The following is a 13,024-nucleotide window of genomic DNA, read 5'->3' on the forward strand; positions in this document are numbered from 1 at the left end:
CCGCCGCCCAGCGCGGCGTACAGGCCGACGCGGCTGGACAGCAGCGCGCGCCGCGTCTGCACCAGCTTCTGCTGCGCGGCCAGCAGGTCGCGCTGCGCGTCCAGCACCTCCAGGTAGGGCGAGGCGCCGTGGTCGTAGCGCAGCTGGGCCAGCCGGGCGCGCTCGCCCTGCGCGGCGACGGTGGCGCGCAGCACCTGCACCTGCTCGGCCAGCCAGCGGCGCGCCGACAGCGCGTCGGACACGTCGCGGAAGGCGCTCTGGATGGCTTTTTCGTAGCCGGCCACGGCCTGGTCGCGGCGCGTCTCGGCCAGGTCCAGCGCGGCCGCGCGGCGGCCGGCGTCGAAGATCGGCAGGCTCAGCCGTGGCGCGAAACTCCAGGCGCGGCTGCCGCTGTCGAACAGGCCGTCCAGCTCGGCGCTGGCGGTGCCGTAGGCGCCGGTCAGCGTGATGGACGGGAAGAAGGCGGCGCGGGCGGCGCCGATGTTGGCGTTGGCGGCTTTTAGCCGGTGCCCGGCCGCGACGATGTCGGGGCGGTTGGCCAGCAGGTCCGACGGCAGTCCCGCCGGCAGATCACGCATGACGGCGGCGTCGTCCAGCCGCGCGCCGGCCGGCGGCAGCGTGAGCGGGCCGCCCGCCAGCAGCGCCAGCGCGTGGGCCTGCGCCGCGCGGCTCTGCTCCAGGTCCGCGCCCAGCGCCGTAGCCTGTTGCCACAGCGTTTCCACCTGGGTCAGGTCCAGCCGCGAGATCGCGCCGACCTCGAAGCGGCGCTTGAAGATGCGCAGCGATTCGGCGCGCGAGGCGATGGTCGCGCGCGTCAGCGCCAGGCGCTCGTCCAGCTCGCGCAGCGTCAGGTAGCCGTCGGCCACCTGCGTGATCAGGCTGAGCGTGGCGGCCCGCGCGGCGGCGTCGGAGGCCAGGTAGTTTTGCAGCGCGGCGTCCTTCAGGCTGCGCACGCGGCCCCAGAAATCCAGTTCCCAGCTCGCCATGCCGACGCCGACCTGGTACTGGCTGCTGATCTGCGGCTGGCGCGTCAGGTTCAGGTCGCCCGGCACGCGGGCGCGCGACCCGTCGGCCTGCACGCCTATCGTGGGGAACTGGTCGGCGCGCTGGATGCCGTAGAGCGCGCGCGCTTCCTCGACGCGCAGCAGCGCCGTGCGCAGGTCGCGGTTGTTGCGCAACGCGCCGTCGATCAGGTCCTGCAGGATCGGGTCGGTGTAGTAGTCGCGCCAGCCGACGGTCGCCGCCGCCGGCGCCTCGGCGCCCGCCGTGGGCGCCTGCTCGTAGGCCGTGGGCACCGGCGCGGCGGGGCGCTGGTAATCGGGCGCCATGGACAGGCAGCCGCCCGCCAGCAGCGGCAGCAGCGCCGCGCCTAGCGCGCGCAGCACGCGCGCCGATGCCGGACGGGCGGGCAGGACTGGGGTCATTCCTCTTTCTCCAAGACATAGGCGCCGGGCGCGTCCGCCAGCACGGGATAGCCGCGGCGCGGCGCGCCCAGGGCGGGCGGCTTGCGGGGCTTGCCGGAAAGGCCGGCAAGCCAGCCCGTCCATGCCGGCCACCATGAGCCTTCGTGCGCGGGCGCGGCCTGCAGCCACTCGTCCGGCGTCAGCGTGGCGCCGCCGACGGGGCGCGCCAGGCTGCGGTAGCGGCGGCGCGGGTGGCCGGGTTCGCTGACGATGCCGGCGTTGTGGCCGCCGCTGGTCAGCACGAAGTCCAGCGGCGCCTGCGTCAGGTCGTGCAGCTTGAACACGGAGCGCCACGGCGCCACGTGGTCGTTCTCGGTGCCCACGCAGAACAGCGGCAGCCGCAGGTCGCGCAGCATTACCGGGCGGCCGTCGACCAGGTACCGGTTGGTCGCCAGGTCGTTGTGCAGGAACAGCTGGCGCAGGTATTGGCCGTGCATGCGCGCGGGCATGCGGGTGGCGTCGGCATTCCAGGCCATCAGGTCCGACATGGGCGCGCGCCGGCCCAGCAGGTATTCGTTGACCATGCGCGACCACAGCAGGTCATAGGACCGCAGCATCTGGAAGGCGCCGGCCATCTGCCGCGAGGTCAGGTAGCCGGTGCGCGCCATCTGCGCCTCCAGCAGGCTGACCTGGCTTTCGTCGATGAACAACGCCAGCTCGCCCGGCTCGCTGAAGTCGGTCTGCGCGGCCAGCAGGCTCAGGCTGGCCAGGCGCGCGTCGCCGTCGCGCGCCATGGCGCTGGCGGCGATGGCCAGCAGCGTGCCGCCCAGGCAGTAGCCGGCCGCGTGCACGCGCGCGCCGGGCACGATGGCAGCGATGGCGTCCAGCGCCTCGCGGATGCCGAGCGCGAGATAGTCGTCCATGCCCAGCTCGCGGTCCTGCGCGTCGGGGTTCTTCCAGGAAATGCAAAACACCGTATGACCCTGGCTTACCAGGTAGGCGATCAGCGAGTTGTGCGGGGACAGGTCCAGGATGTAGTACTTCATGATCCAGGCCGGCACGATCAGCACGGGCTCGGGGCGCACGGTCGTGGTGGCGGGGCTGTACTGCAGCAGCTCCATCAGCCGGTTGCGCCACACCACCTTGCCGGGCGTGACGGCGACCTGCTTGCCGGGGATGTAGGCGCCGGCGCCCGCGGGCGGCTGGTTGGCCAGCGCGCGCGTCGCGTCCTCCCAGGCGTGGGCGGCGCCGCGCAGCAGGTTGGCGCCGCCTTCCTGCCAGGTCTGGCGCATCACTTCGGGGTTGCCGGCGATCTGGTTGCCCGGCGACAGCAGGTCCAGCCACTGGCGCGCCGCAAAGGCCGCCAGCTGCGCGTGATGGGGTTCCACGCCGGGCACGCCCTGCGTGGCCTGTTCCCACCACTGCCGGGCCGCCAGGAAGCCCTCGCTCCACAGGTTGTAGGGCCATTGGCGCCAGCCTTCATCGGCATGGCGGCGGTCGCGGGTGGCGGGGGTGTCCGGCGTCGAGGTCGCCGTGGCGGGCAGCAGATGGCGGCCCAGTTGCGCGGCCTGGCCGAATGCCAGGCTGGCCAGTTCCGCCTGCTTGCCCGGGGCGCAGGCCAGGTGCGCGGCCCAGTCCGTCCAGGCCAGCAGGCCGGCCGCCGGCGACAGGCCGCCGGTCCAGCGGGCCATCGCGGCGCGCGCGGCCGTGTCCAGCGTGTTCGCGTTGCTTGCACATGCGGAATCGGATGAGGTCGGCATGCATGCTCCAGGACGTCTGGCGGGCGTGCGCCGCCGGCAGGATCTTGCTGTCATTGTGCCCAGGCGGCCTTGATCAATCCTTGATCAAAGTCAAGTTAGCGACCGGCCAGTCGGTTTTTAATGGACCCGTTCTGTTCAGGAGTGGGGCCATGGGGACTCAGCGGCGCCGGCTTGCGCCGGCTTTGCGGGTCGCGCAGATACTTGACGCGGCGCTGCAGGAGTTTTCGGCTTCGGGATACGCGGGCGCGAGGATGGACGACATCGCGCTGCGCGCGGGCCTGTCCAAGGGCGGGCTGTACGCGCATTTCTCCAGCAAGGAAGCGGTGTTCGAGGCGCTGATCGCGCGTCACCTGAGCCCGGCGCCGCTGGACGTGGAGACGGTGGTGGACGGCGCCTCGTCCACGCGCGATCTGGCTGAACGCATCGTCGACCAGCTCTATGTAAGCCTGGCCAATCCGGCCATGATCAGCGCCATGCGGCTGTTGCTGGCCGAAAGCGCCCGCGTGCCGCAGCTGGCCGCGCGCTGGCGGCGCGAAACCACCGACGCCCAGCAGGCCTGCCTGGCGCGCCTGCTGGAGCGGGCGCGCGCGCGCGGGCTGTGCGCGGGCGGCGTGGCGCGGGAGCATCCCTGGCTGCTGTTGTCGCCCATCGTGCACACCATGGTGGCCTGCATCCTGCTCGGGCCCCAGGAGCGCATCGACATGGGCGCCCGCAGGCGCGCCCACGCGGCGCTGATCGGCGAACTGCTGGAGGCGGGCGGCGGCCAGGCCGGCGCGCCGGCGCGGATCGGCGGTCGGCAGGGGAATACGCGCCTGGTTTGACACCGTCTTGAGCATGGTGTCGTATGCTGTCGCCGGACGCTACGATTCTTTCATCCTTATCCACAAGAGGGGGCGGCTTGCCTACATCGGGAATGACTGCCCGCGTGTCATCGTGGCGCTTCCTGCCCGTTGCGCTGGCCTTGGTGCTGCCTGTCCTGCTCTGTGTGGGCTGGAGCTGGTTTCACGCAGTCGGCGAGGTGCGCAAGGAAGCGTCGACCGCGGCCGGCGTGGTGCGGGTGCAGACCGGCACCATCCTGACCCAGGCGCGCGAGCTGCTGGTGCGCCTGGTGGACCTGACGGCCAAGGACTGCGACGAGGCCCTGCCCACCATGCAGCGCTGGGCCACGTTGAATCCATACGTTCGCGCGCTGATCCTGGCGCAGGACGACCGCATCTACTGTTCGTCGGCGGTCGGCGCGACGGACTACAGCATCACCGAATTCCACCGCTGGCCGCGCAGCATGACGCCCGCCGGCTGGCTGTATACCGCGCAGGGCACACCGCTGGCGCCCGACCGGCCCGCCATCCTGCTGGGCGTGCCGGGCCGGGATGGCCGCAGCGGCGCGGTGGTGGTCGATGCGCGCAACCTGCAGGACATCATCAATTCGGTCGCGACCCTGGGCAGTTTCCAGATCGAGCTGACGCTGGGGGAAGGGGCGCCGATACGCAGCGCGTCCTGGACTGACTGGGCGGGGAACGTCGAGCCCGTGTACCAGGAGACGACCGACAGCATGAACGGCGCGAAACTGCGCATCAGCGTGGTGGTGCCGCCGCAGGCGCTGGGACTGGAGTGGCAGAAGCTGCTGCTGACCTACGTGCCCTTGTCGCTGCTGGCGGGCGCGCTGCTGGCCTGGGCGGCGTATCGCTTGCAGCGCAGCCGCCAGTCCTACCGGGAACAGTTGCGCCGCGCGATGGCGGCGGGCGAGTTCCATGTGGAATACCAGCCGGTGTACAGCCAGGTCACGGGCCGCTTCGAGGGGGTGGAGGCGCTGATGCGCTGGATGCGTCCGGGCACGGGGCTGGTCCGGCCCGACATCTTCATCGCGGCGGCCGAGCAGGAAGGCGTGATCATCGAGTTGACCCAGCATCTGCTGGGCCTGATCGAGCGCGACATGCGCGGATGGGACACACCGCCGGGCTTTCATGTGGGCGTGAACGTCGCGCCCGAGCATCTGTCCAGCGAGGATCTGGTGCCGGACGTGCGCGCCTTCGTCGCCGCGACGGCCGCGCGCCAGCCGCTGCTGGTGCTGGAAATCACCGAGCGCAGCCTGATCGAGGACAGCGGCCGCGCCCGCCGCAACATCGACACGCTGCGCGCCGAGGGCGTGCGCGTGGCCATCGACGATTTCGGCACCGGCCATTGCTCGCTGTCCTATCTGCAGAAGTTTCCGGTGGACTACCTGAAGATCGACAAGGGCTTCGTGCATGCCATCCAGCCGGATGGCGAAGAGGCGCCGGTGCTGGACGTGATCATCATGCTGGCGCACCGGCTGGGCCTGTCGGTGGTGGCCGAAGGCGTGGAACAGCGTTTCCAGTTCGACTACCTGACCGAGCGCGGAGTAGCCTTCATCCAGGGCTATCTGTTTTCCCGGCCTTTGCGTTCGGCCGATTTCGTGGCCTGGTACGCGGGGCAATCGCAGCCGGTCGTGCCGGATTAGCCGGCGTCGCGCAGGCAGACGCAGGGCGCTGCGGGTCGCGCGGGCCCGCGTTCCAGCGTCAAGCGGGGCAGGCCAAGCGGCGAATAGCGGTTGCTCAGGGACCATTGAACCCGCAGGCGCAGGCCGCCATCGCCGGCCCGCGCGCAGCTTGCGTCGTCGGAAGCCGAGGTGCCGGCGGGAACGAGCAGCAGCAGCGCCAGGCCCAGCGCCGCGAGACCGGCGATGGGTTTCAGGAATCGCATAAGGCTTGCTTTTCTGGGTTAAAAAATTATTGTTTTACGATAATTATTTGCTACACTACAGCAATTGATAGTGCTCCGCAACGCTCGCCAGGACTTTCCGTGATGCTTCATTTCCCCACGCAGCCGTCGGCCGCGGCCATCAGCGATGGCGCTCGTCGCATGGCGCGCATCCGCCGCCTCTCGCGCTGCATGCGCTGGCTGCTCGCGGCCACGGCCGTCCTGTTCGTCGTCCTGGCCGTGGCCATCTGGTTCCTGAGTTCGGATGCGGCGCTGACCCGCAGCCTGCACGCGCTGCTGGGCATCACCGATCCGTCCCGCGCGCCCGCGTTGCAGCTCGGGCCGGGCTATCGGGTGGCGGGCTTCTCCTTGCTGGGACTGCAGCTGGCGCTGGTGCTGCGCGGCATCGCGCATGCCCATGCGATGTTTGGCGACTTCGCGCGCGGCGAGGTGCTGACCTCGGCCACGGCCCGTCGCCTGCGCGGCATCGCGTTGCTCATCACGCTGTTCGCGTTGTGCTCGCCGCTGGTGAAGATGCTGCTGGTGCTGTTGTTCACCTGGAGCGCGCCCGGCGAGCCCCACATGCTCATCCACATCCAGCTGGAAGACATTCTGCTGGGCCTGCTCGGTGGCCTGCTGTTCGCGCTGGCCTGGGCCATGGAAGAAGCGGCGCACGTGGCCGAAGAGAACCGGGGGTTCATCTGATGGCGATCGTGGTCAGGCTCGACGTGGTGCTGGCGCAGCGCAAGATGAAGGCGCGCCAGCTCGCGCAGGAGATCGGCATCACCGAACCCAACCTCTCCCTGCTCAAATCGGGCAAGGTCAAGGGCATCCGCTTCGATACGCTGGCCCGCATCTGCGAAGTGCTGCAGTGCCAGCCCGGCGATCTGCTGGAGTACGTGCCGGACGAGGCCGCCGGCATGGCCGTGGCGGATCCCGGCTTCGATTTCCGCCTCGACTGATTCCCCTGTTCCCCAACGCCGTCCGCGCATGCATGAAGCATGGCGCGGCGGTTTCACACGCCCCTACGATGGATGATCATCATGCAAAGTCCGCAGTGCCGCCGCCATGTCCGGTCGCTGATCCTGTTGCTTTCCGCCTGCGCCCTCGCGGCCTGCGCGCCCACGCAGCTGGCCCCCGGGGCCGCGAGCAACGTGCGCATCACGCACAACGAGCCCGGCAAGGGCTGCGCGTTCCTCGGCGACGTGACCGGCAGCCAGGGCGATTTCCTGAGGGGCGCGATCACGTCCAATGCCGACCTGGAGACGGGCGCCCGCAATGACCTGAAGAATCGCGCGGCGGCGATGGGCGGCAACGTCGTGTATCTGCTGACGCAGCGGGCCGGACAAACCGGCCACAAGGATCATTCGGAGCAGACCAACGTGACCTTGACGGGCAACGTGTACCGCTGCGAGTGAGCGGGGCGGCCTGGCGTCAGGCCGGTTCGGCGGCGGCCGGGCCGGCCTTGGCGAAGAACAGATCGGTGATGGCCTGGCTGTCCAACGGTTCGCCGTTGATGGCGCGGGCCAGCAGCTCCGCGCCCAGCAGCTGCACCGAGAACACCATGTCCGGCCGCACGCGCCGGATTTTTTCCAGGTGCTTGCTGGTGTTGACCAGCGCGACCGTCTTGGCGCCCTGGCCGGCGGTGGCTTCCTGGGTGGCCAGCACGATGAAGGCGTTTTCCGCATCGTCGTCGCGCAGCGCCAGCACGTAGCGGGCGCGGGTCACGCCGGCGGCGCGCAGCACCTCGACGCTGGACGGGTCGCCTTCGATGAGGTCGGCCGTTGCCGGGTATTCCTGCGGCACGCCGGCGGGCACGATGACGGTGACTTCGTCGCCGCGCCTGCGCAGTCCGTCGTAGACGCTGAGCGCCAGCGGCGTCGCGCCCGCGATGATGATGTGGTTCTTTCTCATGGCGGTGGAGAATCGGCCCTTGACCAGGCGTTTCAGGTTGCCGCCGATCACCGGGCCGGCGATGGCGCTGACGGAGGTGGCGAACACCGTGATGCCGAGGATGATAATCGACGCGGTGAACAGCCTGGCCGCGCCCGAGTGCGGCGTGATGTCGCCATAGCCCACCGTCGACATGGACACGATGGAAAAGTACAGCGCGGTGCCGGCGTCGTGGACGGGCGGATTGAATTCATCGCCCAGGTAGAGCGTGCCGAACACCGCGTAGATCAGCAGCGACAGCACGCTGACCAGGGCGAACAGCGAGCCCGCCGTGACGCTGGCCCGGTCGAAGCGGCGCCAGTAGGTCATCAGCGCCAGGATCAGCACCAGCGTATAGATGCCCAGGCCGGCGTGTCCGCCGTCGCCGAGGATAGCGAAGGTGCCCACGCCGATCAGCAGCACCAGCGAGAAGGCCCAGGCGATGCGGGCCTTCAGGATCAGCCCCAGCGCGATCACCTGCAGGCCCACGCCCAGCACCAGCCGCGGGATCTCCAGCAGCCCGACCACTTGCATGATCTCTTGCCAGTTGTTCAGCGCCAGCCAGAACGAGTATTCGCGCGCCTGCACTTCGCGCAGCACCGGATGCATGAACGCGTAGCCATCCAGCGCGACGAGGAAGGCCAGGCACCAGTTGGACGGGAACAGCGACGTCAGCTTGCGCAGCCGCCGCAGGAGCGGGGGGGGAGACAAGGGCGTGGGACCGGGGATTGTCGATGCCGCCCATTTTAGGACGATGCGTTAGGTCTGCCGCTATACCTATTATGTATGGAAGGCTATCAACAAAGAATTACGATAAATCCGAGCCTGGTCCTAAACTTCCTACATCACGCTGCGATCCGAAAGGAACGCCGCTGATACGGGCGAAAAGCCCGCCAGCAGCAAGGCGGACGATTTCCCGTGCATTGCACGCAGCGGTCGGGGCGGGGACTAGAGACCCCGCACTGACTCACGGTTCACTCCGAGCGTGAGTAGTGAGGCACGAATGTTGGAATCGCGTGATCCAGGTAGAAGGCATCAGTGCCGGCTGATGGCTCCTGTTCACGTGTTGTTTTAGCGCGGCGTCTTACCTTCGGGGCAGCGCCGCGTTTTTTTCGCCTGCTTCCTGCCTCTCGCTTCCGGACGCGGACCCATCCCGGGTTTGCGCAGATTCCCCTCCCAGATTGTATTCAGTATGACGGCGCGTTCGCGACCGCCGTATCGCGTCGCCATTCTTCGGCGCCATCGTCGGCCTGCGCGCGCTCGTCCAGGTCCAGCTTGATGTCGGCCGCGAACATATAGCCCCAGCCGTGCACCGCGCGGATGGGCAGGGTCATGTGGTTGGCCGTGGCCTTGCGGCGCAGGCGGCTGATCATGACGTCGACGAAGCGGCGGCGCGTGACGCCGCCGTCGGCGTCGTCCGAGCCGTCGGCATAGAAGGCATCGCGGCTGACCTTGCGATCCGGCGCATGCACCAGGCGCGACAGGAAGTCACGCTCCCCGGTGGTCAGGCCCATGGTGCGTCCGCCCGGGCTGATCAGGGTCCAGCCCTTGTTGGCCAGCCGCCATGCGTCGCTGGGCGGCTCTCCGTTGGCCGGAATCTCGCCCGGCTCGGCGTCCATGCCGGCCGCGCGCCGTACCAGCGCCTGCAAGACCGCGGCCAGCTCCAGTCCGCTGACCTCGGGCGACAGGCAGGCGTCGGCGCCGCACAGCAGCGTGCGTATCCGGCTTTCGGCGTCGGGGAAGGCGGCGATGGCGACGATGCCCAGGCCCCGGTCGATGCCGCGCAACCGTACGGCCGCGTTATGCACGTCGGGCAGCGGCGCTTCCAGCACCACCAGCGGGCTCGGGCGTCGGGAGTAGCGCTCGTACACATCGACCAGTTCGTGGCAGCGGCGCACGTTGAAGCCCAGATGGGACAGCGCCTCGATCAATCTGGCATGCCTGGCGTCGTCCTTGCCCAGGAAAATGACATCCAGCGTGTTGTTCATTGATGCTTCCAATGAGACTGCGCGGCGTGGTCGCCGCGTGGAAAGGGGGCGCGGGCGTTACCGGATGGTATCCGCCCGGAAGGCAAGGGATCCGGCCGGGGAGCCGGTGGTCTGTCGGTCGTCCATGGCCCGGTGGCGATGGCTTCTTGCCCGTGCAGTCCGATCCTTGCGTGTCATGCCCCTCTCCCTGTGCCGTCCGCTCGACGTCGCAAGCGTGGCGGTGTTGTTGGAATGCGGGCGAGTGGTTGCACGGATGGCGGAAAAGGTCCGCGTTCCGGCTGCGATTGCCGGCTGGCAGGCACGGGGTCCGGGCGGCGCATGGCCTGGCGTTCTGCGCCTTTGGCCGCCGATGACCCGGTACTGCTTGGAAGTCACGCCCGTGTTTCATTTAAACACGGGCGTGTTTTTTTGTGAAGATAAGTTTCTGTAGTTTCTAGCGGTAACAGATGCGATTGCTCAAATTCGTCCAAACCCATTGAAACGCTGTTTTATCCTGCGATTGCAACGATGCGATATTAAGTATTACCGATACATTATTTTCTATTTTTGGCGCATCCGAACTCCTACACTCTCGCCGGATCCGGCCCATGGCCAGGCCCCGCGCCGGCTGCCGGAGCGCCTGTGCAAGCCACTGATAGATAGCGATTTTTCGGAGACAGGGAGAGCGTCAGGGAGGCGCCAGGGCTGGCGGCGGACGGGCGGAAGAGGAGGCGTTGCGAGATTTGCGGATTAGCCCGGAAATTGGGGTGTAATCCGTTTGTTTGGCAGCAGTATTGAGATGTTTTAATCAAATAAATAAATTCAAATTAATGGCTCAGGTTGATCGATTGGACACGTTTAGCCATCGTCTGCGCAACGCAAGGATGCTACAGGGATGGACACAAAAGGACTTGGCGGTCGCGAGCAACCTGTCGCAAAGCGCCATCGGCAACTATGAAAGCGGCCAACGCCTCCAGCCGTCCAGCGAGGCCCTGATCAAGCTGACCCGCGCGCTGCGTGTCAGCCCCATGTGGCTGAGCGCCGGGGAAGGCCCGATGTTCAGTCCGGAGCCGGTCGAGTCCGCCGCCAGCGCGGGCGAGCCAGATGTGTCGCCGCCCTGGCCGTTCGAAACCGTTTCCTATGCCACCTATGCGCGTCTGAGCACCCAGGAAAAGCGCCAGATCGAGCAGGTGCTGGCCGCGTATATCAAGGCGCGCGGCGAATAGGGTTCACGCGCCGCTGGCGCGGCGCGGCGGGCTGGCTTGCCGCGGGCAGAGGAGTGACGGACGGATCCTCCCGACCGTCGGCGCGCAGCCGGACGCGCAAGCGTTCGACGGGATCGGCGATCAGCGCGTTGAGCAGGGCCGCGAAGCCGATGCAGCCGGTCAGCACCAGCGCATCGAAAAGCGCGGGCTGGCGCGCGCTGGCGCCGTCGAGCAGCCAGCCGAAGAACAGGATCACCAGGGCATGGCAGATATAGATCGGGTAGCTCAGCTCGCCGATCGCCTTGTCCAGCCGGTATCGCGCCTGGAAAAGGAAAGCCAGCGGCAGCAGCGCCGCGAACAGCAGCACCGCCAGCGCGTCGCGCAGGTTGTGGTTCAGCCCGATGAGGAAGTGCGCGCAGCAGTACGCCACCAGGATGGCGACGCCCAGTTCCGGCAGCCGGCGCCAGCGGCGCGTCAGCGCCTGCCAGCGCGGCAGCAGCACCTGGTGCGACAGTGCGCCGGCCAGGAACAGCGCCAGCTCGGCGGGAAAGAAACGGTAGGTCCAGGGATCGCTTAACCCGATGCCGGTGGCGATGAGCGCGGCTCGCAAGGCCAGCGAGGCCGCCAGCAGCGCGAGCAGCCTGCGCGGCGACCGCAGGACGAAGGGCGCGATCAGGTAGAACGTGATCTCCACGCCCAGCGTCCAGGCCTGCGGCACCAGCAGCCCCTGGTATAGCGGCACGTCGCTGTGCGCGAAACTGCCGGTGAAGAGCAGGGTGGAATGCTCGATGCCGAAGAACATCAGCCAGTCCTGCCCCACGATGAAAAGATTGGACAGGATCAGGAACAGCCGGGCCGACAGGGGCAGGTCGTCGTAGAGACGGAAAAAGCTGCCATCGCCCGCGGAGTAGGCGACCAGGGCCAGCGCCGCGACCGTCAGGTAAATCGGAAACAGGCGCAGCAGCCGGTTTGCATAGAAGTGCCCTGTCGCGCCCTGGTAGCGGTCGGTGCCGGTCAGCACATAGGAAATCAGGAAACCGGAGATCACATAGAACAGCTGCACCGCAAGGCGCCCGCCGACCAGCTTGTCGGCCGCGCCGCCGCCCAGGTGGTCCAGGACCACGGACAACGCCAGCAAGGTTCTCAGAAAGCCCATCGGGATGTCTCCGCAGCCTGTTTCGCGTGCTCCGGCGCGTTGCGCGGGCATTGCCGGCCCACCGCAGTCGCCCCGTGGCAGCCGCTCAGGAAGCGATGCCAAGGCCGGAGTTCAGGCGATTCTGCGCGCCGGCTTCGCCGCGCGCCATGAGGCATAAGGCCCAGTACCTGCTCCTTTGGCTTGCCCGCCGAGTGCCGGACTCCCGCTTTGGCACTCGGGTGTAGGGCTTAGGGGCAGGTCGCGGGACAGGGGCGAACGATGCCGGTTACAGTCTAGGGGTGTGCAATCAACCGGAGATTTCGCCCATGCCCAATACTCAGTTCTTGCCCGGCCGCTTGCTAGGCATGGGCTTGCTGGCCCTGGCGCTGGCGGGGTGCGCGGGATCCGGCGGCGCCCGTCCGCAAGGGGCGGCGGCCGCCAACGCGGCCAGCAGCGCGGATTCGCTGGCGCAGACCGCCTGGGAATTGGTGCGCTGGGTCCAGCCCGGCGGCGCGCTGCGCGACATTCCCCATGGCGACAACGGCGAGCCCGTGAAGCTGGTGTTCCTGGCCCAGGGCAAGCAATACCGCGTCAATGGCTTCGCCGGCTGCAACCGCTACATGGGCGCCTACAGGATCGAGGGCGGCAGGCTGCGCATCGACGCGCCGGCGGCCACGCGCATGGCCTGCCCGACGCCGGAGCGAGCCGGCCTGGAAGCGGACTATCTGCGTGGCCTGGGCAGCATCGATACCTTCACGCTCGACAACGGCGGGGCGCCCCGCCACCTGACCTTCAACCTGCGCGGCGGCGATGTGCTGGAGTTCGTGCGGCGCGAGGATCCCCCCACGCCCTGAGCGGTGATGGCGGGCCGGCGCCGCGTGGCCCGGCCGCCGGGGGATGGCGG

At 68.4% G+C, this 13,024-nt stretch carries 13 protein-coding genes; 7 read left to right on the forward strand and 6 right to left on the reverse strand.

Annotation, left to right across the window (positions count from 1 at the left end; genetic code table 11):
- Positions 1 to 1,424, reverse strand: a 1,424-nt coding sequence (locus AC6LJ9_RS13315; RefSeq protein ID WP_498147916.1) for an efflux transporter outer membrane subunit, incomplete at its 3' end; no start/stop codon positions are given.
- On the reverse strand, positions 1,421 to 3,163 hold the full coding sequence (locus AC6LJ9_RS13320) for a PHA/PHB synthase family protein (protein ID WP_498147917.1): 1,743 nt from the start codon (positions 3,161 to 3,163) through the stop codon (positions 1,421 to 1,423). The genes AC6LJ9_RS13320 and AC6LJ9_RS13315, both read right to left, overlap by 4 nt.
- Positions 3,164 to 3,312: 149 nt before the next feature.
- Here AC6LJ9_RS13320 and AC6LJ9_RS13325 point away from each other — a divergent pair, with 149 nt between their 5' ends.
- Both AC6LJ9_RS13325 and AC6LJ9_RS13330 read left to right on the forward strand, forming a co-directional pair.
- Positions 3,313 to 3,984 (forward strand): TetR/AcrR family transcriptional regulator, encoded by a 672-nt coding sequence (locus AC6LJ9_RS13325; RefSeq protein WP_498147918.1) that lies wholly within the window; start codon positions 3,313 to 3,315, stop codon positions 3,982 to 3,984.
- A 92-nt stretch (positions 3,985 to 4,076) separates the two neighbouring features.
- Positions 4,077 to 5,642: an EAL domain-containing protein gene (locus tag AC6LJ9_RS13330; protein ID WP_498147919.1), complete on the forward strand. Its 1,566-nt coding sequence runs from the start codon at positions 4,077 to 4,079 to the stop codon at positions 5,640 to 5,642.
- Here AC6LJ9_RS13330 and AC6LJ9_RS13335 read toward each other — a convergent pair.
- Positions 5,639 to 5,884: a hypothetical protein gene (locus AC6LJ9_RS13335; RefSeq protein ID WP_212319713.1), complete on the reverse strand. Its 246-nt coding sequence runs from the start codon at positions 5,882 to 5,884 to the stop codon at positions 5,639 to 5,641. The genes AC6LJ9_RS13330 and AC6LJ9_RS13335 overlap by 4 nt on opposite strands.
- 102 nt (positions 5,885 to 5,986) lie before the next feature.
- Here AC6LJ9_RS13335 and AC6LJ9_RS13340 point away from each other — a divergent pair, with 102 nt between their 5' ends.
- The 3 genes from AC6LJ9_RS13340 to AC6LJ9_RS13350 all read left to right on the forward strand — a co-directional run bounded on the left by AC6LJ9_RS13340 (position 5,987) and on the right by AC6LJ9_RS13350 (position 7,299).
- Entirely contained in the window at positions 5,987 to 6,586 is a 600-nt protein-coding gene (locus AC6LJ9_RS13340) for a hypothetical protein (RefSeq protein ID WP_498147920.1), read from the forward strand.
- Complete coding sequence (locus AC6LJ9_RS13345) at positions 6,586 to 6,843, forward strand: helix-turn-helix domain-containing protein (protein WP_498147921.1); 258 nt, start codon at positions 6,586 to 6,588, stop codon at positions 6,841 to 6,843. Before AC6LJ9_RS13340 ends, AC6LJ9_RS13345 begins: the two co-directional genes overlap by 1 nt.
- 81 nt (positions 6,844 to 6,924) lie before the next feature.
- Positions 6,925 to 7,299: a DUF4156 domain-containing protein gene (locus tag AC6LJ9_RS13350; RefSeq protein WP_498147922.1), complete on the forward strand. Its 375-nt coding sequence runs from the start codon at positions 6,925 to 6,927 to the stop codon at positions 7,297 to 7,299.
- 16 nt (positions 7,300 to 7,315) lie between these two features.
- Here the strand turns inward: AC6LJ9_RS13350 and kch are convergent, their stop codons facing one another.
- Positions 7,316 to 8,524, reverse strand: coding sequence for a voltage-gated potassium channel protein (gene kch, locus AC6LJ9_RS13355; RefSeq protein ID WP_498147923.1), 1,209 nt, complete (start codon positions 8,522 to 8,524; stop codon positions 7,316 to 7,318).
- A 476-nt stretch (positions 8,525 to 9,000) separates the two neighbouring features.
- Entirely contained in the window at positions 9,001 to 9,801 is an 801-nt protein-coding gene (locus AC6LJ9_RS13360; protein ID WP_498147924.1) for a response regulator transcription factor, read from the reverse strand.
- Between the two features lie 809 nt (positions 9,802 to 10,610).
- Between AC6LJ9_RS13360 and AC6LJ9_RS13365 the strand changes: the two genes are divergently transcribed.
- On the forward strand, positions 10,611 to 11,006 hold the full coding sequence (locus AC6LJ9_RS13365; RefSeq protein ID WP_498147951.1) for a helix-turn-helix domain-containing protein: 396 nt from the start codon (positions 10,611 to 10,613) through the stop codon (positions 11,004 to 11,006).
- On the opposite strand, the gene AC6LJ9_RS13370 is transcribed toward AC6LJ9_RS13365, so the two are convergent.
- A complete protein-coding gene (locus AC6LJ9_RS13370) occupies positions 10,987 to 12,141 on the reverse strand; it encodes an acyltransferase family protein (protein WP_498147925.1) in 1,155 nt (384 codons plus the stop codon). The genes AC6LJ9_RS13365 and AC6LJ9_RS13370 overlap by 20 nt on opposite strands.
- Positions 12,142 to 12,446: 305 nt before the next feature.
- Here AC6LJ9_RS13370 and AC6LJ9_RS13375 point away from each other — a divergent pair, with 305 nt between their 5' ends.
- Positions 12,447 to 12,974 carry an META domain-containing protein gene (locus AC6LJ9_RS13375; protein WP_498147926.1) on the forward strand — a complete coding sequence of 176 codons (528 nt, stop codon included), beginning with the start codon at positions 12,447 to 12,449 and terminating at the stop codon, positions 12,972 to 12,974.
- Positions 12,975 to 13,024: the final 50 nt, after the last annotated feature.

The organism is Achromobacter sp. 1011811831, from assembly GCF_059760905.1.

What these genes read in the sequence shown, in the direction of transcription:
- AC6LJ9_RS13350 (WP_498147922.1), top strand. Translation starts at nt 6,925, where the DNA reads ATGCAAAGTCCGCAGTGCCGCCGCCATGTCCGGTCGCTGATCCTGTTG.
- AC6LJ9_RS13375 (WP_498147926.1), top strand. Translation starts at nt 12,447, where the DNA reads ATGCCCAATACTCAGTTCTTGCCCGGCCGCTTGCTAGGCATGGGCTTG.
- AC6LJ9_RS13330 (WP_498147919.1), top strand. Translation starts at nt 4,077, where the DNA reads ATGACTGCCCGCGTGTCATCGTGGCGCTTCCTGCCCGTTGCGCTGGCC.
- AC6LJ9_RS13345 (WP_498147921.1), top strand. Translation starts at nt 6,586, where the DNA reads ATGGCGATCGTGGTCAGGCTCGACGTGGTGCTGGCGCAGCGCAAGATG.
- AC6LJ9_RS13340 (WP_498147920.1), top strand. Translation starts at nt 5,987, where the DNA reads ATGCTTCATTTCCCCACGCAGCCGTCGGCCGCGGCCATCAGCGATGGC.
- AC6LJ9_RS13365 (WP_498147951.1), top strand. Translation starts at nt 10,611, where the DNA reads ATGGCTCAGGTTGATCGATTGGACACGTTTAGCCATCGTCTGCGCAAC.
- AC6LJ9_RS13335 (WP_212319713.1), bottom strand. Translation starts at nt 5,884, where the DNA reads ATGCGATTCCTGAAACCCATCGCCGGTCTCGCGGCGCTGGGCCTGGCG.
- AC6LJ9_RS13360 (WP_498147924.1), bottom strand. Translation starts at nt 9,801, where the DNA reads ATGAACAACACGCTGGATGTCATTTTCCTGGGCAAGGACGACGCCAGG.
- AC6LJ9_RS13320 (WP_498147917.1), bottom strand. Translation starts at nt 3,163, where the DNA reads ATGCCGACCTCATCCGATTCCGCATGTGCAAGCAACGCGAACACGCTG.
- AC6LJ9_RS13325 (WP_498147918.1), top strand. Translation starts at nt 3,313, where the DNA reads ATGGGGACTCAGCGGCGCCGGCTTGCGCCGGCTTTGCGGGTCGCGCAG.
- AC6LJ9_RS13370 (WP_498147925.1), bottom strand. Translation starts at nt 12,141, where the DNA reads ATGGGCTTTCTGAGAACCTTGCTGGCGTTGTCCGTGGTCCTGGACCAC.